Here is a 19409-nt window from a genome sequence, read left to right as displayed (position 1 = left end):
AAAGCGTGCCACGACGGGGCGCGGAATGCCTCGCGTTACCGCAAGACATCCCGCGCCCCGGTCAGGCTTCGTTGTTGTGCAGGAGAGGGATCAGGCGGGGTCGATCGTCGCGACGATCGTCTGGCGCATCGCGGTGAACGGTGAGGAGTAGCCGCCGCCTTCGAGCGCCGTCATACGGTCCATGCCGTACTCGTCGAAGTTGAGCGACACGATCTCGTCGACGCCGTCACCGTTCAGGTCGGCGACGAGGATCTCGTCGCCGCCCATCGCCTGGACGTCGGCCACACTGTACGGGTAGTCATTTCCTGCGGTGAGGATCGAAGGATCGTACGTGCTGGCGCCGCCGATCTCGCCCGAGACGATGATGCGCTTGCCGCCGGGACCGTTCGCGAAGGCGGCCGTGTGCGAGTCCGCGATCGTGAACACCCGCGAGTCCTGGCCGTTCGGCCCGAAGGTGCGCAGGGACACCCTGCTCACCATGGTCAGACCGTCAGGACCGGTCAGCCAGCCGGTGAGGCCCCACGGGCCGCCGTCGGTGGATTCGTGGAGCAGCTCACCCGTGCGGCCGTCCCGGATCTGCATCATGGTCACCATGTTGCCGGTGGAATCCCGGGTGAACGCGGTGAAGACGGCCGCGTGCCCGTCGGCGTACGGAATGCCGGACGAGGCGAAGGTGCCGGCCCGCAGCGGGACGCCCCAGACACTGCCGTCCGTCCCGGCCCCCGGCTCCGGGGTGAACGACCAGTCGACGGTGCCGGTCCTGGCGTTCAGCGCGACCCCGCCGGCCACGCCGGGCTGCATGGAGCCCGTGTCGCCGATGTGCGGGCCGTACTGGGCGTAGAGGTGGCCGTCGGCGACCGAGACGTCCGCGAAGACGACGTCACCGACGGACGCCGGGGCGCCGTACTCCCACAGCTTCTTGCCGCTGCCGGTGTAGACGCGCACCTTGTCGGTGGCGACGATGATCTCGGACCTGCCGTCACCGTTGACGTCGGCCGCCTGCGCGGAGCGGACGAATTGGCCGTTGCCGTCGATCGTGGTGAGGACCTTGCCCGTACGGGAGTCGAGCACCGCGGTGGCGGAGTCGGCGGCGACGATCGTCTCGTCCCGCTTGTCGCCGTTGACGTCGGCCTTCACGATCGCGTGGACCTGGCCCGGGACCGTGGCCATCCACAGCTGCTTGGGCTGACCCGAAACCATCGACGGGCCGTCGTAGGCGAAGACGCCGTTGGACGTGCCGCCGACGATCAGGTCCTGCTTCTTGTCGCCGGTGATGTCCGTGGCGACACCCGAGTAGACGGCGGAACGCAGCGGGAGAAGGCTCTCCTGCTTGCCGCTGCCCAGGTTGTACGTGCGGATGTTCTCGTTCGTGTCGACCGTCCGCAGCCGCCAGCTGCCGTTCTTCCGGAACGGCTGCGCCCACATCTGCGAGGTGACCAGGCCGCGCTTCTCCCAGCGCACCGAGCCGTCGCTGCCGGACAGCACGGCCAGGCGGCCGAAGCGGCCTGCGCCGCGGTTGACGGCGGTCTCGTAACCGGCGTCGTCCTTGTACGAGGCGACGACCTTGCCGTCGACCACTTCGAGGCCCCAGGCGCCGCCGCCGTCATGGGAGTTGGCCTCGTCGCGCTTGACCGTGCGCGACCAGAGCTCACTGCCGTCGTCACCGTTCACGGCGCGCACGGTGTTGGCGTTGATGAACAGCCCGGCGTCCAGCGTGGACTCGCTGACCGTGTACTCCGGCCGGGACCCGCCCTGGATGTCTCCGATCACCAGATCGATCGGCAGTGCGTTGATGCGGCGGTCGACGGTGGTGCGGGTGCCGTCGGACAGCGCGTACGAGGCGAGCTCGTAGGCGACGCCCTCGTTCGGGTCCGACTGCTCCAGCGCGACGATGCTCTTGCGGGCGGCGTCGTAGTGCAGCTGCCGTGAGTAGAGGCGGTTGGTGGCCTGCCACTTGACGCTGCCGTCCTTGGTGTCGAGCACCAGGGTGTGACCGGACGGGGCGGCGGTGGCACTCAGCTTGCGCTGGTCCCAGGAGGCGGCGACCAGCCCGTTGCCCAGCGGCTCCAGGCTCGCCCAGCTCGCACCTAGGAAGGCGCCCGTGTCGTACGACCAGGTGTCGGCGGGGATGAGCGCTCCGTCGGCGTACGAGAAGCGGATACCCGTCAGGGTGGTCTTCGCGTCCTGGGGCGAGTTCCGGTTCAGGTACGGCGAGTCCGCCAGCACCAGGGTCTTGCCGACCAGCTTGATGTTGTAGACGCCCGTGTAGAGCTTGGTCCACAGCGTCTTGCCGGTCTTCCCGTCCAGCACCGTCACGAAGGTGCCGGTCGGCAGCGTCGAGCCGGGAGCCACGAACGGGCGGTAGGGGCTGGCGCCGACGCTCGCGGTGAAGACCACGTCGTCCACACCGTCACCGGTCAGGTCACCGGTGGTGTAACCGTTGTCGGAGGCCACGGTGAAGGGGCTGACCGCGTTGGAGCCCATAACAATGCGCGCCGGGTACGGCTCGGTCTGCCACGGACGGGCGTTCGTGATCTTCCAGTCCGCGTACAGCGAGGCGTTGTCGCGGCGCCACACCTCCTTGCCGTCGGCGGACCGCCGCTGGACGGGGCCGAGCGCGTCGAGTGCGAAATAGTCACCGTTCGCACCCGACACCGGGGCGGTCGCGACCATCCCGAAGTCGCCCTCCACGGCCGACTTCTTGGTGACCTTCCAGGCGCCCCCCTCATCGGTGGTGGCGCCGTCGAGCGACGATCCGCTGCCGCTGCCGCCCGTCGTGTCCGTGGACGGTGCCGTGGCCGCGTCCTCACGGTTGCCGATGTGCTGCGGGTCGTGACCCTGGCCCTCCGCGTCGCCGTACGGGTCGAGCTGTGCACGCGCGGAGAGATCGGCGGCCTGGCTGTCCGTGAGCGTCAGCAGACCGTTGCTGTCGTCGGCGTCGGCGGCGAGCGCTGCCGGGGCGGCACTCAGCACCAGTCCGGCGGCCACCAGCATGGAGGCGAGGCGTACGCCTCTTCGGTTGATGTTCCTCATCACGCGGCCTTCGGGGAGAAGCGGATCGCGGAGGCGTCCTTGAGGACGGACTCGTTGAAGGAGTACTGGAGGGCGTCCGTACCGGCCTGGTTCTCGATGCCGATGGTGGCCGAGGAGCCCCGCTGCGCCGCGCCGGACCCGATCCCCTTGTACTGCAGGGTGATCGCGCCGGTCGCCTCGTCGAAGACGGCCTCGAAGCTCAGACGCACCGAGGTGTCGGAGACCAGGGCGGCGTTGTTCCACACGATGGCGAAGGTGCGGTGACCGGTGGTGCCCGTGGTGGTGGTCTGGACGCTGGACTTCTTGTCGAGCGTCAGGTCGTCCCAGAACGCGGCGACGACGCCGTTGGGCTGGGCGGCGGCGGGCAGCGCGGTGTTCGCGTAGTCGCCGAGGCGCGGCGACAGGAAGTTCACCAGGCCGTTGGTGGTGATGTTGGCGCTGGTGTACGGGACTCCGTAGTACGTCACGGGGAACGGCAGGGCGACGGCCTTGGCGTTCTCGTCACCGCTCAGGGCGACCTTCGTCTTCCCGGTGATCCAGCTGTACGCGGCGGGCGCGCAGGAGTACGTACCGGCGGCGTCGGTGCGCGGCGGCAGCGAGGCCGTCACCTTCTCGTCCCCGTCGACGGTGAGCGCGCCGGTCCAGTTGCCGTTGCACAGCACCGGGGCGGCGGGCGTCACCGAGAGGTGGAAGGAGCCCTCCGCGACGGACGGGAAGGCGTACGAGCCGTCGGCGCCGGTGGTGACCGCGTCGAGCGGAGCGTCGGCGACCCTCACCGTGGCGCCCTTGAGCGGCTTGCCGGTGACGTCCAGGACCGTGCCGGAGACGGCGTGGTGGGCGACCGCGTCGAGCGCGAGGTCGAGGGTCTCGGTCTCACCGACGGTGATCGTCACCGAGTCGGTGCGGGAAGCGAAGCCGTAACCGGTGGTGGTGAGCGTGTACGTACCGGCCGGCAGGTGCAGCTGGAAGGTGCCGTCCGAGCCGGTGGTGACCGAACGCTCGGCGTCGGCGTTCCGTGCGGTCACGGTGGCGGTCGCGGCCTTGCCGGTGGCCCGGTCGGTCACGGTGCCCGTGACGGTGCCCGCGGTGTGCGGGGCGGCGTCGACGGAGGCCAGGATGTCCAGCTTTCCGCTGCCCCAGACGTTGTTCATCGCCGCGGTGCCGCCGCAGTGGGTGTCGTCGACATCGGTGGAACCCTGGTCGAGCAGGGCGCGGGTCTCGTCGATCTTGCCGATGAGCGAGGGGGCGGCGGACCACAGCAGAGCCACGGCGCCCGCGACGTGCGGGGTCGCCATCGACGTACCGGAGATGGAGTTGTAGTCGTTGCCCGGCCAGGTGGAACGGACGTTGACGCCCGGTGCGGAGATGTTCGGCTTCATCGAGCCGTCGAAGACGGAGGGGCCGAAGCCGGAGAATTCGGCGATCTTCCCGTTCACGTCATAGGCGCCCACGCCGTAGGAGTCGGCCTGCGAACCCGGCGCATGGCCGGTCGAGCAGGTCGCGCCGTCGCCGTCGTTGCCCGAGGCGAAGGCCTCGAAGATCCCGGCCGCGTTCCACGCCTTCACGATGTCCTGGTAGAAGTTCGTGTCCCCGCCGCCCCAGGAGTTGTTGACGATGTCGGGCGCCAGCTCGGGCTTCGGGTTCTGCCCGTTGTGGTCGGTCGGGGCGAGAATCCACTGACCGGCGGCCAGGAGGGAGGAGTCCGAGCACTCCTTGGACTCGCAGCCCTTGGCCGCTATCCACGTGGCGCCGGGGGCGACGCCCACGCCGTCCTGGCCGACCATGGTGCCCATGGTGTGGGTGCCGTGGCCGTTGTTGTCGCAGGGGGCCTCGGTGGTGCACTGGCCGGTCGGGTCGTACCAGTTGTAGTCGTGGCTGAAGGTGCCGTTGCCCAGGTTGCCCCGGTAGTTCCCCACCAGATCCGGGTGGTCGTACTGCACACCCGAGTCGACGTTGGCGATGACGATCCCGTCACCGCGGTCGTTGTACTGGTCCCAGACCTGATCGGCCTTGATGTCCTTGACGCCCCACTCGGGGGTGACGTCGGTGGCACCGGAGTCGGCGTCGGTCGTCGTGCCCGGCGTCGTGGAGGACTCGATCTCATCGAGCGCGTAGTGCTGCTCCTTGACGATGCTCGCGACATCGGACCGCTTGGCGAGCTCGTCGACGAGCTTCTGGTCGCCGGTCACCTTGACGGCGTTGGCGATCCAGAACGACTCGTGGCCGATCTTCTTCCCGTCAAGGAAGGCCGCCAGCGACTTCTGCGAGGTACCGGCCTCGGCCCGCAGCGCGGAGAAGGCCGACTTCGCCTTGTCCTTGTGTGCGCGCTTGCCCTTGGCGGCGGTCAGGTCGGCCCGCTGCTTCATGACGACGAAGAAGGTCGACTCCTTCCCCTTGCCGACAGCGGCGCGGAGGGCGGAGTCGACCTTGGCGGCCGGGGCGGGGGTCGCGGCGGATCCGGAGCCGGTGGCGGCGATCGCGGACGGCGCCGCACCGAGCACGGCCAGGGCCGTGAACGCGGTCGCCGCCCATGCGACGCCGCGGCGCCGGGGACTTCTGGGTGGGTACATGAAGGGGAGCTCCTACCGGGAGAGGTGCGCTGCAACCCGGCCGGACCTCCGGAGACCGGGGGAGGCACCGCAAGCACGGCCAGGTTGGAGCGAGAACCTACGAGGAGCCCGTTACTGAGGAATTACTGGCCGCCCGCTCCACCCTGGAGGGGCACCGCAGGCGGCCGGTCCGACGCACTCGGTCCTACGTCACCGCGTCACCAGTCACCCGGCGCGGGCGGCGGGACGACGTCGGGCCGGTCGTCGCAGGTGATCGTGTTCGGCAGCAGCCAGGGGGCGAGCCAGCCGCCGCCGTTGCCTCCCAGGTCCGTGAGGGAGAACTCCGAACCGGTCGCGGGGAAGTGGAACGAACCGCAGTTGTTGACGCCGACCGCGCCGACGTTGCGCGCGTCCACGTTCTCGAAGCTCGCCCCGCCCGCCGCGCGGGCGCTCAGCACCGAGGTGCCCGTGCCGTCGACCCTGATGTCCTTGAAATGGACGCCCTCGATGTCGTACCGGTCCTTCACGGCCCAGTCGGAGACGAGCATGACCGCGTTGTAGGTGCTGTCGAGGTAGTGGTCACCGGTGACCCGGATATCGGCGGCGTCGATGCTCCTATCCAGGGCGAAGATCCACAGGGCGCCGAGGCCGATGTTCCAGTTCAGCTCGTACGTACCGGCGCGCACCGTCGTGTTGTCGTCGAGGTTCAGCTTCCCGGCGAACGGTTCGGCGCCGAAGCGGGAGCCGACGTGGAGGGCGCTGCCCTCGCGGACCGGGTCGGCGACCAGGTTGTCCGAGACGGTGTTGTCGGTGCCGCCGTAGATCGCGATGCCGTTGGCGAGGACCGGGGTCTGGACGGTGTTGTGGTCGAAGGCGTTCCGGGCGTTCGCGGTCTTCTCGGACCACATGGCGAGGCCGTCGTCGCCGGAGTTGCGTACGAAGGTGTTCGTCACCCGTGAATCGGTCACGCCGGTGTGGAAGTTGATGGCGTCGGCGATCTGGTCGACGATGATGTTGTCACTGATCCGCAGGTTCTTCATCGGGCCGTCGAACCACATGCCGACCTTGGTGTGGCTGATGTGCAGGCCCTCGACCGTCGAGTCGCTCATCGCGCCGCCGATCCCGTTGACCTGGTCGGTGTCGACGCGTTCGCGTACGTCGCCCTCGATGGCGAAGCCGGACAGGTGGACGTTGCGGCTGCCGCCGTCGGCCGCGTCCTTGCCGTAGAAACCGACGCCGGTGTGGGTCGAGCCGTCCGGTGCCGGGCTGCCGAGCGCGACCTCCCGGCCCTTGATCTTCGTGTACCAGTTACCGGCACCGGTGATCGTGACGTCGTCGACGACGATGTGCCGGTCGACCCGGTACGTACCCGGCGGGATGTACACCGTGAGGTGGGTGCGCCGGGCGAAGGCGATGGCCTTGTCGATCGCGTCCGCCGCATCGCTCCGGCCGGTCGGATCCGCCCCGAAGGCAAGGACGTTGGCGGCGAGCAGTTCGACGTGCGGCCGGCCCACGAGCTCCGAGTCCAGCAGATCGACGACCGTCCACGCGGCCCGGCTCCCGGCCGGGACGGTGAGCCTTACGGTGTCGCCCGCGCGGTATATCCGGCCGAGCAGGAGGCGCTGCTCGTCGTAGAAGTGGCTGGGCCGGAAGGGCGTCGCGATGGCAGGGGCGGGGGTCGTGGCGGCGGGCACGCAGGAGCACTCGGTGATCCACCAGTCGGGGTGGAGCAGCCCGGCGCCGGGGTCGTTCGAGAACGGGTACTGGTTGTACAGCCAGGAGTACTGCGAGGTCAGCGTCATGGTGGAGCGGTTCTTGCCGTTCACCGCGACATCGAGGGGTGCCGTGATGCCGCCTCCGCCCGGCGCGTCCGGGATGCTGTAGCGGACCGTGATCGCGTTGGCCGCCGAGGGCAGCGTGAACTCGACGTGCTCGCCCGGGGTGAGCTTGACCGCCTTACGGCCGGACGCCTCGGCGGGGAGCGTGTACGCGGTGCGGTCCGGGCCGATGACCGTCCCGTTCGTGGCCGCGTTCTCGGCCTCCTGCTCGGCGAACGCCACCTTCGCTCCCCGGCCCGCGACGAGCGCCGGATCCAGGGCGGCCCGGGTGACGACGGGGGCCGGGGCGGCAGCGGGGGCCGGGGCTGCGACGGGGCGGGCGCCCGCGGGCGTACCGGCCAGCACCCCGAAGCCGACGGCGGCCGCGGTCATCGAGGCAACCGCGTTCGCGTACAGCCCTGTTCGGCGCGGTCTTCGCGCCCTCGCGCCGACACCGCTGATCTTCCGTGACATCGCAGGCCCGATTCTCTGAGGAGGGATGAGGCGGGGAGGCCGCCGAGAAGGTGAGGCGACAGTAGGACCCGTACGTCTCGCCCCACAAGGCTCGCGCGAGGAGATTTTCGAGTTCTTGCCGATTAACTGCGCACTCTCATCATCTTTTTGCGTTTCCCAGCCGCCTCATTACGGAAGCCGGCCCCGGGGCGACGGGACAGCCGTTGGCGCCATGGGGTGGCCCGGCCCTGCGGCCTGGCCACCCCCTTCGAGCATGCAGCTGTCAGGCGGGCTGAGCGGCGGGCGCCGGGGCGGAGGCCTTGTGTGCCTTGCTGGTCTCACGAAGGATCAGCAGGCCGGTGATCGCGATCGCTGCCGAGGTCAGGCCGTGGATGCCGAACGCGGCGGCGATGGAGCCGTGGTGGGCCAGGACGTTGATCATGTCGCCGAACGGGGCGACGGCCTCCATCAGCAGGACCCAGCCCAGAGCGCGGCGGTGGCCCGTCACCAGCAGGACGCCGATGACCAGGCCCATCGCGAATTCGCGGATGCCCTTCATGACGAGGAAGCCGTCACCGTCGCCGGCGGGCCAGTTCGGCAGGCCAACGCCTGGAGTGGACGTCTCGGGGGTCAGGATGAAGGACAGTCCGAGGTAGAGGACGAACAGGGCGCAGACGGTGACCAGGACGGTGTTGACGTTCTTCAGCGACATGGTGCTTCTCCTTCGACGTTCGGTCTGGGGGCTCGGCGGCCCTGGCGAACCGGCATGGTGCATGGATGCGTGACTGCCCGGGGGACGGGGGACGGGGGACGGGGGACGGGGGAGGGCAGGGCTTCTCCGGCTGCCCTCCCCCGGCTACAGCTGACGCGTCATGCGTCGATCTGCTCGAAGATGTGCGGGTACGACACGATGCCTTCGGGGAACTCGGCAGCCATGCGCTGGAACTCCGGGCTGCCGAACGCCGTGGCGAGCGCCTCGGTCGACTCCCAGACCGCGATGTTCATCAGAAGCTGACTGCCCGCCGTCCCCTTGTGCATCCGCAGGGAGACGAATCCCGGCTGAGCCTTCATGAACTCCACCTGCCTCCGAAAGAGAGCCAGGAACGATTCAGCGCTCTCCTTCGGAACGAAGAAGGTGTTGGCCAGGACGATGGGCCCGGTCTCCTCCTTGAACTGCGCGAACATCGGCGTATTCGGCTCCAGGCTCTGCAGCTTGGCCATCTTCGGTACTCCCTCTCGCTATCGGTTGTCCCACGGCACCGCGACCGGCCGTCGCCGTACTGGATCAGGCGACGCTCACGACGCTCGGCACCCGTGGCACGAAGAGACCGGACGGACGCTCAAGGGGCGTCGTCGACGCCCGGCCGCCAACGACCGCGATCTTGCCAACACCTGTTGGCCAACCGCTGTTGGCAAACGTAGGGCCACGACCCTGGACTGTCAACACGCGTTGGCCTATGTTTGTTGGCATGACCGGCAGCACGGAGAACCAGCAGGCCGCACGGCGTTCCGATGCCACCCGCGCCACGATCCTCGACGCGGCCCGCGAGCGGTTCGCGGCGGACGGCTACGAGAAGGCGACCATCCGGTCCATCGCGCGCGACGCGAAGATCGACCCGTCGATGGTGATGCGCTACTACGGCAACAAGGCGGGGCTGTTCGCGGCGGCCGTCGCGATCGACCCCGGGTTGCCGGGCCTGTCCCTCGAACCGCGCGAAGAGATCGGCCGTACGCTGGTGCGCCACTTCCTCACCCTGTGGGAGGAGAACGGGGAGCTCACCGCGCTGATGCGGGTCGGCGCCACCGACCAGACCGCCGCCGATCGCATGCAGAGCGTGCTGCGCGAGCAGTTGATCCCGCTGGCCCGCCGGCTGGGCCACGAGCCGGAGCAGGCACAGGCGCGGGCGGCACTGTGCGTCTCGACCGTGCTGGGACTCGCGCTGACGCGCTACGTGCTGCGGTTCCCGGCAAGCATGGAGCTCGGCCGCGAGGAGATCGTGGACTGGCTCGGACCCACGATCCAGCGGTATCTCACCGCACCCACGCCCTGAAGCAACCACTGACGGACGCCCAAGAGGCATGGCTGGGCCGCGTTGATCCGCGTCCACCCCATCCGCCGAATACGCGACATCGCAACATCGCGACATGCGGGCTCACCAGTCCCGGGGGCCGGAAGCCCGCACCTTCCCTCACCGGGGCAGCTGCCCCTCCCGGTTGACCTCCGTCACCCGCGCCCGGAGTACGAGCCCCGGCGGCGCCGGCCTGACGCAGCCGGGCGGGCAGTCCCACTCCGCTCCCCCACCGGGCGGACGCAGCTGCACATACGGGCCGACCCGCCCCATCACCCGGCCCACACGCCCGTCCCGCGCATCGACGGCGAACGACCCGGGCTCCGGCGTACACGCCTCCAGCCCACCCGCGTCAGTCGTCATGACCCGCCGCCTTCCCTTCCAGCACCTGCGTCAGCAGCAACGCCGTGTCGAGGTTGCAGCGCCCCAGGTCGAGGAGGGCAACCGGCTCGTCGCCGGCGAACGAGAGCGGATCGATCCGCAGCGAGGGCAGCACGACCCCGACCCCCGCGAACCCTCCCCGCAACCGCGCCACCAGCTCCTCCGCCTCCCGCACCCTGCCCGCTGCCGCCTTGCGCCGCTCCGTAGTCGTCATGATCCATTCCTTCCACTCTGAGTAGTCCCGATGCATACCCAGCGTGGCCACTCTCTCGTTAGCCTGGAAGAGGCACAGTTCCAACAACCGCACGTGTGCCACAGGGAGTTGTCATGCCAGGTCCCAGAAAGCTCGACCCCTCCTCCTCTCCGCGCGCCCTTCTCGGCGCCGAGCTCCGTCACCGCAGAGAGGAAGCGGGCCTCTCCCAGGCCGAGCTCGGCGCCCCGCTCTTCGTCAGCGGCTCGTTCATCGGACAGCTGGAGTCCGGGGTGCGGCGGATGCAGATGGACCAGGCGGAGAAGTTCGACGAGGTGTTGGGCGCGGACGGCTTCTTCGTACGGAACTGCGCGGCGCTGAAGACGTCGAAGTACCCGGAACACTTCGCGGAGGCGGCCGAAGCGGAGGCCCGCGCGGAGGCCATCCGGGAGTACGCGCCTCAGCTCGTCCCGGGGCTGTTACAGACGCAGACGTATGCGCGGGCGGTGTTCCGGGAGGGACTTCCCACTGCCACCGAGAGCGCGATCGACGAGCTGGTGGCTGCGAGGCTGGAGCGCGCGCAGCTTCTCACCGATCCAACAGTGCCGATGTTGTGGGTGGTCCTGGACGAGGCGGTGTTACGGCGAAGGGTCGGTGGGCCCAAGGCCATGGCGCAGGAGCTTCGCCATCTCGCCACGTTGGCCGGGCAACACCGCGCCATCATCCAAGTGTTGCCCTTCTCCGAAGGCGGGCACGCCGCGATGGGCGGCGGCCTCAAACTGATGGCGTTCTCTGACGCGCCGCCGCTCGCCTACCTGGAGAGTCTCGGCTCGGGCCAGCTCCTCGACGAGCCTTCAACGGTCAGAAAATACGAACTGACCTACGATCTCCTGGTAGCCAGCGCATGCTCCCCGACAGCATCCCTGGCCTTGATCGAATCGGTGGCGGAGGATTACGACCATGAAGCTCAGCGGTTCTGACTACGACCTGTCCACGACCATCTGGCACAAGTCCTCCTACAGCGACGCCAGCGGCGGCAATTGCCTGGAGATGGGCACCTGGCGCAAGTCCACGTACAGCGGAGGCGATGGCGGCGACTGCCTTGAAGTCCTCGACGGTGTCCCCGAGATCGTCCCCGTCCGCGACTCCAAGGTGACCGACAGCCCGGCGCTGATGTTCCGCGCAACGGCCTGGTCGACCTTCGTGGCCGACCTGAAGAGGTCCTGAGCAGAGCGCCTTGCCCAGCGGAACACGTACGGCCCGCCGGGCGGATGCTCGGCGGGCCGTGTCGTGTCTGGATGGTTCGGCGTCAGCTCCGGGCCGCGCGGCGGCGGACCAGCAGGACCGTGCCCGCACCGGCGGCAAGGATCGCGGCAGCCGCGCCCGCCAGGGGCAGAGTCGAACCGGAGCCGGTGTTCGCCAGGCCGCCACCAGTGGTCGAGGAGCCCGACGTGCCGGTCGTCGCGGAGCCGGTCGTCGCAGAGCCGCCGGCAGAACCGGAACCGCCCGTGGAAGCGGAGCCACCGGAGGACGCGGTGCCGGAACCACCGGTGGAACCGGAGCCGCCCGAGGACGCGGTACCGGAACCGCCGGTGGACGACGTCGAGCCGTTGCCGCCCGTCGAACTGCCGCCCGTGGAACCGGAACCGCCTGTCGAGCCACTGCCGGTGTCGAGCAGAAGCGTGGCGCTGTCGTTCTTCTTGTTCTTGTCGAACGGGCGCGCCTTCGCTTCGAGGGACACCGAAACCTTGGCCCCGGGAACCGCCTTGTCGATGCGCAGTGTGAGGAGGAAGGGATCAGTGGCGCCCGCCCTCAGGGAGCCATGGGTGTAGGGAACGCAGTTGTAGCTACGGGCGCTGACCTTGCGGCAGCGGACATCCTTCTTCGTCACGGTCGTTCCGGCGGGCACCTTGAGCAGAAACTGGGTCAGCGAGGTTTCGCTGTCGTAGTGGTTCACCCAGGCCGGTCCCGCGTTGGTGAACGTCGCCTCCATCGTGAGCGTCTTACCGACGCGCTCCGTCTCCCGCACCGACATCTGGAAGTCGGCCGTGTTCACCGCATCCACCAACAGATCGGAAGAGTCCCACTCCGAGTCACCGGCCCGGTGCGGGTGAACGCCGGCCACCGGAGTGGTCGAGGGCAGCTCGATCAACTTCATCGCAGGTCCGCTACCGGGCCAGTTCTGGGCGTCACTGTCGTCCAAGGGCTCATAGCTGGAGACCATCGCGTGGGCCCGCTCGTTCAGCGCGTGATCGAGGACGTTCAGCGCCAGAGTCTTCTCTGGAGCGTAGATGCCGCCGGCCTTCACCGTCTGATCGAACTCGCAGATCACGATGTGGGCATCGGATTCGGATTCGACGGCGAGCCCTCGGCGATAGCAGTTGGAGGGCAGTCCGTCCCGGAGGTCCAGCCCTCCGCTGAAGGTGTAGCTCAGGAAGATCTTGTCGCGTGCCTTGGCTCCCTTGTTCGCGAAGGTGACGGGCAGCTCGACGCTGCTGCCGGTCTTCACCCCGGCGAGGGGCTTCAGGGGCTGTATATACAAATCTCCGGCCAGGCGGCCGTCTCCTGCGGAAGCGGGTGCCGCAGCCGCGCCCATGGCGATCAGGGCGATGGCTCCGACCGCGGCGGCGGTCCTGCGCAGCGGGCGGAAGCGGTCGGCGGCAGTTCCGAGCATGGGCGATCCCTTGCAGTGAAGCGATGGATGCGTACGGACGAACAACAGGGGAACGACAGTTCCGACACATCAGACACGCCATGGCATCGGACGGTTGTACGACCAACGCCGAAGGAGGCCAGCCCCTCCGCGACCCGGCCGCGAGAAACGGCTCCGTGACCCCCAGGAGGCCGCTCACACCTCGGTGGCCTCAGGCTTGAACTCAGTAGTTGTACTCGAACCAGGTCAGAATGGCCTTGACGCGGCGGTTGTCTTCGTTCGGGGGCATTCCGAGTTTCACGAACACATTGGCCACGTGCTTACTCACGGACGCTCCGGAAATAAACATCGTTGATGCGATTTCCGCGTTGGAGCGCCCTTCCGCCATAAGGGCGAGCACCTCGCGTTCGCGGTCGGTGAGCCGGGCGAGCGGGCCCTGGGGGGTGTCCGCGTGTGTGACGTAGCGGACGACTTCCGGGTCGATCACGACGCCGCCACCGGAAACCGTATCGAGTACACGCAGGAAGTCGACGACTCTGCCGACCTTTTCCTTGAGCAGGTACCCGACGGCCCCGTCAGCGCCCGGACCGTTCAACAGCTCTTGGACGTACGGTCCGGTGACGTAGGCGGAAAGGACGAGGACCGGCAGATCCCGATGGCGTGATCGCAGGTCGATGGCGGCGCGGAGTCCGTCGTCGGTGTTTCCCGGGGGCATGCGGACATCGGTGATCACCAGGTCCGGTGCGGCCCCGGAGCTCGCGAACTCGTCGACGGCGGCGACCAGTTCGGTAGCGTCCTCACATTCACGGATCACTTCGTGAGAGTGGGAGGTCAGGATTTCCCGGATTCCGGCACGAATCAGCATGCTGTCATCTGCCAGGACAATTCTCATGGCCTCTGCCTCACCTGCTCGCCTTGATTCACTTCATTCCCATGTGGGTTGGCCGGGAGCGGATGCTACAACTTCGGTTCCGCAACCATCCGCAGGGCTTCGGATCTCGAGCTCCCCACCGATGCTTCGCATCCGCTCGCGCAGTCCGGCAAGGCCTGAACCCGCGTCGATTTCCGCGCCGCCCGCACCGTCGTCACGCACGCAGACACGTACGCCACTTGAATCGCACTGAAGGTCGATCCGGGCGCTGCCCACGCCCGCGTGCTTCGCAATATTCGTGAGCGCCTCGGAGACCGTGAAATAGGCCGCTGTTGCAGTCGGCGACGACAACTGGGCATCATCTCCGGTGCTGTTCAGCTCGACCCGCAGCGGTGATCGCGCGGCCAGCTCGCGGACGGCGGCGACGAGGCCGAGGTCGCTCAATTCGCGAGGGTGGATCTCGCGCACTGTTTCCCGGAGCCGTTCCAGCGCATGCTCGGCCTGGTCCTGTGCCTGACGTGCCAGTTCCACGACGCGTTCCTCGCCGCTCGCCGAGGCTGCGGCCTCCAGCATCCCGAGGCGCATCACGACGGCGACCAGCTCCTGTTGAGCGCCGTCGTGCAGATCACGTTCGATGCGTCGGCGCTCGAATTCGAAGGCCGTTGTCAACGAGGCCCGACTGGTGCGGAGTTCCTCCAGTTTCGCGAGCAGATCCGGGTCCCGGCTTCTCGAGAAAGCGCGCAGGACGAGGTCCCGGAGAAGAGAAATTGCGGTCAGGAGAACTGTGGTGACCGCACCCAGAAGTACCCCTGCGGGCATCGCCAGAAAAGATTCCGTAAGCGATTCCGGAGTGAAAGGGCCGACCTGTGCGGCGATACCGAACGACCAGAAAACGGGAGAGAAAACCAGCGCGGCGGCACCGATGAACCCGAAGAATGCCACCACCAGTGAAAACGCGGAAAGGAGCGTGGCGGCGACGAGGACCGGGAGGCCGGTACGCCACATCGACCGCGATCGCAGCTGGCGTGCCACCCACTGCGCCCAACTCTGGTCCGCGGGCCGCAGCGGCATCGTGCCGACGCCGCACCACCGTGCTCTCGACCGGTCCAACTCCGTCAGCACGGCCGCCGAGGCCGGTGCGACAAGAAGGGAGAGCAGCAGAATCGGGAAGGCCATTGCTGCGATGATTTCCGTCAGCACCCTTCGGGCGACACGAATCTGCGACATGGCCAGTATTATGGCATACGGCGGATCTCAAGAAGGTAGACCTAGGTCTACCTACAAGTAGTGCTGACTCCCGTGCGGAGCGTGTTCAGTTCTGCCTAATATCGCCATATGCCTATCGCAGCCCCCATTTCCGCACCGTGTATCCGTATGCGCGGCCTCCGTATGGACTTCCCCATTCCCGGCCGTAAAAGAGAAATGACACGTGTACTGCACGATATCGATCTGGACATTCCTGGGGGCCGGCTGACCGCGATCGTCGGACCCTCCGGATCGGGAAAGTCGACGCTCCTGCTCTGCATGGCCGGCCTGGAGCGAGTGACCGCAGGTTCCATCGAGATTCTCGGAACGGATGTCCTGTCGCTCGGCCCACGCAAGCAAGCCGCGTTCCGCAGCGAGAACATCGGTTTCGTCTTCCAGGAGTACAACCTCGTCAGCTCGCTCACGGTCGAGGACAACATCTGTCTGCCGTCGAGACTCGCCGGCCACCGGGTGCCCAAGTCACGGGTCCGCGAGGCCATGTCGCGGCTCGGCATCGCCCAGCACGCCAGGCGGCGACCCGACCGGCTCTCCGGAGGCGAACGCCAGCGCGTGGCCGTGGCCAGGGTCCTCGCGAATCAGCCACGGATCGTCTTCGCCGACGAGCCGACCGGGGCGCTCGACCTCAAGTCCGGTCACGTCGTACTCGATTGGCTACAGGCACTGCCCGCACAAGGATCGACGGTGGTCATGGTCACGCACGATCCGCATGCGGCTGCGCGTGCCGACCAGGTCGTGGTGATGGGGTCCGGGCGGGTGCACGCCGTCATCTCCGGCGGCGACCCGCACACGGTGAGCGATGCCGTCCTCGCGGCGCAGTCGAAGGACGACGCGAACGAGGCGGCGGCGTGAGCGGTACGAGCGGCATGTTGCGGCTCGTCCTGTCGGACGTCCGCATGCAGGCGTCGATGTGGGTGTGGACGCTCGCGTGCGCGGTCGTCGGCGCGGCCTGCTCGGCGGGCTCGGTCATCGCCATGTTCACCGCCGTCTCGGCGGCGCGGACGGCGGGCGACGCACGGATGGTCTCCGCGTCGATCGCGCTCGGCGGCAACATCGTCTTCTTCACCGTGCTGGCCGCCGTGGGTGTCGTCGCCTCGACCGTCGGTCTGACCTTGACGACTCAGCGACGCGAACACGCCCTGTGGGTGATCCTCGGGATCCCGCGCCGCCGCGTCAGGTCCGTTCTCCGCGCCGAGCTGGTGGTCCTCGGCACGGTGGCCGGCGCGCTGGCCGTACCGTTGGCCCCCTTCGTCGCGAACATCGCCCTCTCGCAGTGGACGGCGACGGGACTCAACCTGCACGGAGCCACCGCCGGACTCCAGCTCTGGCACATCGGCGCGAGTCTGCTGGCCGGAGTGGTCCCGTGCCTGCTCGGCGGCTGGGGCGTCACACGCCGAGCCGCCAGGACGCCGGAGATGCGCGCCTTCCGGGACCACTCCGATCCGCCGGCGCGGCCCGGTGTCGCGCGGAGCATTCTCGCCCTCTGCCTTCTCGCCGGTGTGCTCGGGATGTGGATTCCCGGCCTCGGCCTCGAACTTGAAGGGGGCATCGAACAGCGGACCGCCTTCGCCTTCTCCGGAAACCTTTTCCTCATCTGCCTGTTGCTGCTGATGGGGCCGTGGGTGCTCACACCTCTGATGAGACTTTGGACCGCCCTCGTCCCGTCGCGTGGCGTCGCCTGGCACCTCGCCGTGCAGTCGTGCCGAACGCGCGCGACCCGAAGCGTCACCACGGTGCTGCCCTTCGCGCTCTCCCTGTCGTTCATCGCGCTGTTCATGACGATGGGCAACGTCATGCCCGGAAGTACCGCAGGGCTGGGCGATGTCATGACCGTTCTGGGCTGGGTCTTCGTCGTGTCCTGGTCCGGTGGCCTGGCGGTGATTGCCCTGGTCGGGCGGGAGCGCACACGCGATTCCGCGGTCGTTGCCGTCGCCGGCGCGCGGCCGGGCGTCACCACGCGCTCCACGGTCTACGAGGGCGTGATCTACGCAGGCACGGCGATCGTCTTCAGCGCGGTCTTCCTCGCGGTGGCGAGTACCACCATCGCCGTGGGAGCCAAGGTCGGCGTGGGCCAGGTGCTCGACGGCCTCCCGTGGGCGACGCTCGGCGCACTTGCTGCCGTGACGCTCGTGACGACCTGCCTCGCCCTGGCACTCCAGGCCGCCCGCGTCTCCCGCACCGTCCCGGCCCGGGCTCTGCGCTCCTGAACTGAACCGGGACGACGACCGAACATGCAACTGAATCACTTGGGAACGGAAACAATGAACGACAGCCGGACACGCACGATCCTTGCCCTCGGCGCAGCCGCCTTCCTCGCTCTCGCAGCAACCGGCTGCGACCCGGATGTCGACCAGGCGAATGCCACTTCCGAATCGAAGTCCTTCGGCTTCAGCGGCGACAGCCTGACCGTGAAGTCGAACTCCGCCGACCTCCACCTCATCGCCTCCGACGTCGACGACGTCGAAGTGGAACGCCGGGTCAGCGGCACGAAAATCGGCGGTGAGATAGCTGCCGGATGGCAGTTCGAGGGCGGGATTCTCACACTCTCGGTGGATTGTGATGGTGTTTCCGTCAACTGCCATGCGAAGTACACCGTGAAGGTGCCGCGCGATGTCGCGGTCACGGCCGAGTACGGCAACAGCGACGTGCAGTTGTCGAACCTCGGCGGCGCCGCCCTCCACCTGGAAGGGCGCGACGGAACCGTGCAGGGCGACGGGATCTCCGCGACGTCTGTGAGCGTCGTCTCGCGAAACGGCGACACCGACCTCGACCTCACCTCCGTACCCGATCGTGTCGATGTGCAGAGCCAGGACGGCAACGTTCAACTCGGCCTGCCTGCATCGGCATACGCGGTCCGTACGGCGGCGAAGAAAGGGGACGTCACCGTGGATGTCGCGGACGACAGCACGAGCAGCCACAGCGTGAACGTGCAGACGCGTAATGGCGACATCGACATCAGCGAGGGGGAGTCGTCCTAGGGACTATGTGAGGTCGTGATCACTCTGCTGTCCAGGTGAGGGCGTTGAGCCAGATCATCGAGGCCCGGAGGTGGAGGCCGGCGTCGTAGCTTTCGGGGGTCTTGTCGTAGCGGGTGGCGATGCCGCGCCCGGCTTTGAGTTAGTTGATCACGCGCTCGACGGTGTTGCGGTCCTTGTAGAGCTCGGCCTCGTAGGTCACGGGTCGGCCGCCTCGGCTGCCGCGCCTCTTGCTGTTCGCGACCTTGTCCTTCTTCTCCGGGATGACGGCCTTGATGCCGCGCCTGCGCAGGTAGGCGCGGTTGGCGCGAGAGGAGTACGCCTTGTCGCCGGCCACCGCGTCGGGCCGGGTACGGGGCCGGCCGACGGGCAGCCGGATGCGGACCTTGCTCAGGACGGGGACGAACTGCGGGCTGTCGGCAGCCTGCCCGGCGGTCAGGATGATCGACAGCGGACGGCACTTGCGGTCGGAGGCGAGGTGGACCTTGCAGGTCAGTCCGCCTCTGGACCGGCCGAGCAGGGCCTGCTTCACGCGGGCTTTGTGTCTGCGCCGGAGGTGTCGCCGCTCTTGTCGGGCAGGGTCGCCTCCGGCGCTCTGCCCGTTCTGTCCCTCGCCCGGTGCCCCCTTTTGCCGGGCCCGTTCCTGTTCCCTGACGGCCTTCTCCAGGGCCCCCAGGATCTTGGGTTCGACATGCATTCCGGCGGCGTCGTGGTGGGCGCGGGCGGTCGTGGAGTCCACGCTAACCAGCGACAGGTCCGTTTTCCCCTGCCGGGCGGCCTCGGCTATCAGGCCCTCCAGCAGCGCGGTGAAGACCCCGGCGTCCCGCCAGACCCGGAACCGGCCGTAGCCGGTGGGCCAGGGCCCGAACCCCCTGGGGCATCTCCCGCTATTGGGCACGGGACCGAAAACGCCAGATCACACCCTCGAACTGGTCCCGCAACCGCACCGGGTAGGGGCCGTACTCGCCCACCGGTACGGCTCGATGAACTTCCACTGGTCAGCGCTGAGCTGTCGCCGCGTCACGCCGACGTTCTACCGCGAACCGCCCCGAGGCGGCAGCGGAACCCCGATACCGATCACGACCTCACACAGTCCCTAGGGCGCGCATTGGGTCGCACCCCGGGGCTCAAGCGTCGAGATCCGAGCGCTCTTTC

16 protein-coding genes and 1 pseudogene are annotated in these 19409 nt (G+C 68.2%); 6 read left to right on the top strand and 11 right to left on the bottom strand.

The genetic code is table 11. The annotated features are described in order from the left end of the window. Nucleotides 1-90 precede the first annotated feature (90 nt). The 5 genes from SH922_RS22160 to SH922_RS22140 all read right to left on the bottom strand — a co-directional run bounded on the left by SH922_RS22160 (nt 91) and on the right by SH922_RS22140 (nt 9073). A complete protein-coding gene (locus SH922_RS22160; RefSeq protein ID WP_393059633.1) occupies nt 91-3033 on the bottom strand; it encodes a hypothetical protein in 2943 nt (980 codons plus the stop codon). Then, on the bottom strand, nt 3033-5603 hold the full coding sequence (locus SH922_RS22155) for a S8 family serine peptidase (protein ID WP_393059632.1): 2571 nt from the start codon (nt 5601-5603) through the stop codon (nt 3033-3035). The genes SH922_RS22160 and SH922_RS22155 overlap by 1 nt, the downstream gene beginning before the upstream one ends. A gap of 197 nt (nt 5604-5800) precedes the next feature. Next, on the bottom strand, nt 5801-7873 hold the full coding sequence (locus tag SH922_RS22150) for a glycosyl hydrolase family 28-related protein (RefSeq protein ID WP_393059631.1): 2073 nt from the start codon (nt 7871-7873) through the stop codon (nt 5801-5803). Nucleotides 7874-8135: 262 nt separating this feature from the next. Continuing rightward, the gene (locus SH922_RS22145) at nt 8136-8564 is read right to left on the bottom strand and encodes a DUF4267 domain-containing protein (protein WP_393059630.1); all 429 of its coding nucleotides are present in this window, start codon (nt 8562-8564) and stop codon (nt 8136-8138) included. A 158-nt stretch (nt 8565-8722) separates the two neighbouring features. Beyond that, the gene (locus SH922_RS22140; protein ID WP_393059629.1) at nt 8723-9073 is read right to left on the bottom strand and encodes an antibiotic biosynthesis monooxygenase family protein; all 351 of its coding nucleotides are present in this window, start codon (nt 9071-9073) and stop codon (nt 8723-8725) included. Between the two features lie 248 nt (nt 9074-9321). Between SH922_RS22140 and SH922_RS22135 the strand changes: the two genes are divergently transcribed. Continuing rightward, a complete protein-coding gene (locus tag SH922_RS22135) occupies nt 9322-9903 on the top strand; it encodes a TetR family transcriptional regulator (protein ID WP_393059628.1) in 582 nt (193 codons plus the stop codon). A 138-nt stretch (nt 9904-10041) separates the two neighbouring features. Here SH922_RS22135 and SH922_RS22130 read toward each other — a convergent pair whose 3' ends face one another. Next, nucleotides 10042-10284 (bottom strand): hypothetical protein, encoded by a 243-nt coding sequence (locus SH922_RS22130; protein ID WP_393059627.1) that lies wholly within the window; start codon nt 10282-10284, stop codon nt 10042-10044. Then, nucleotides 10274-10516: a hypothetical protein gene (locus tag SH922_RS22125; RefSeq protein WP_393059626.1), complete on the bottom strand. Its 243-nt coding sequence runs from the start codon at nt 10514-10516 to the stop codon at nt 10274-10276. Before SH922_RS22125 ends, SH922_RS22130 begins: the two co-directional genes overlap by 11 nt. Nucleotides 10517-10629: 113 nt before the next feature. Between SH922_RS22125 and SH922_RS22120 the strand changes: the two genes are divergently transcribed. After that, the gene (locus SH922_RS22120; protein ID WP_393059625.1) at nt 10630-11472 is read left to right on the top strand and encodes a helix-turn-helix domain-containing protein; all 843 of its coding nucleotides are present in this window, start codon (nt 10630-10632) and stop codon (nt 11470-11472) included. Then, nucleotides 11453-11719, top strand: coding sequence for a DUF397 domain-containing protein (locus SH922_RS22115; RefSeq protein WP_393059624.1), 267 nt, complete (start codon nt 11453-11455; stop codon nt 11717-11719). Before SH922_RS22120 ends, SH922_RS22115 begins: the two co-directional genes overlap by 20 nt. 82 nt (nt 11720-11801) lie before the next feature. Here the strand turns inward: SH922_RS22115 and SH922_RS22110 are convergent, their stop codons facing one another. From SH922_RS22110 to SH922_RS22100, 3 genes are all read right to left on the bottom strand, one after another. Next, complete coding sequence (locus tag SH922_RS22110) at nt 11802-13166, bottom strand: hypothetical protein (RefSeq protein ID WP_393059623.1); 1365 nt, start codon at nt 13164-13166, stop codon at nt 11802-11804. Between the two features lie 202 nt (nt 13167-13368). After that, nucleotides 13369-14037, bottom strand: coding sequence for a response regulator (locus SH922_RS22105; protein WP_393059622.1), 669 nt, complete (start codon nt 14035-14037; stop codon nt 13369-13371). 33 nt (nt 14038-14070) lie between these two features. After that, the gene (locus SH922_RS22100; protein WP_393059621.1) at nt 14071-15243 is read right to left on the bottom strand and encodes a histidine kinase; all 1173 of its coding nucleotides are present in this window, start codon (nt 15241-15243) and stop codon (nt 14071-14073) included. Between the two features lie 195 nt (nt 15244-15438). Between SH922_RS22100 and SH922_RS22095 the strand changes: the two genes are divergently transcribed. The 3 genes from SH922_RS22095 to SH922_RS22085 are packed head-to-tail and all read left to right on the top strand — an operon-like array spanning nt 15439 to nt 18257. Beyond that, nucleotides 15439-16131: an ABC transporter ATP-binding protein gene (locus tag SH922_RS22095; RefSeq protein WP_393059620.1), complete on the top strand. Its 693-nt coding sequence runs from the start codon at nt 15439-15441 to the stop codon at nt 16129-16131. Beyond that, nucleotides 16128-17486, top strand: a complete 1359-nt coding sequence (locus SH922_RS22090; RefSeq protein WP_393059619.1) for an FtsX-like permease family protein — start codon at nt 16128-16130, stop codon at nt 17484-17486. Before SH922_RS22095 ends, SH922_RS22090 begins: the two co-directional genes overlap by 4 nt. 54 nt (nt 17487-17540) lie before the next feature. Continuing rightward, nucleotides 17541-18257, top strand: coding sequence for a DUF4097 family beta strand repeat-containing protein (locus SH922_RS22085; protein ID WP_393059618.1), 717 nt, complete (start codon nt 17541-17543; stop codon nt 18255-18257). 19 nt (nt 18258-18276) lie between these two features. Here SH922_RS22085 and SH922_RS22080 read toward each other — a convergent pair. Next, nucleotides 18277-19278 (bottom strand): annotated as a pseudogene (locus SH922_RS22080) (IS5 family transposase). Nucleotides 19279-19409 lie beyond the last annotated feature (131 nt).

Origin of the sequence: Streptomyces sp. LN549 (assembly GCF_043203805.1) — a bacterium.
Classification (GTDB): domain Bacteria; phylum Actinomycetota; class Actinomycetes; order Streptomycetales; family Streptomycetaceae; genus Streptomyces.
The sequence above is the reverse complement of the archived record's forward strand: the minus strand, read 5'-3'. Positions and strand labels throughout refer to the sequence as shown.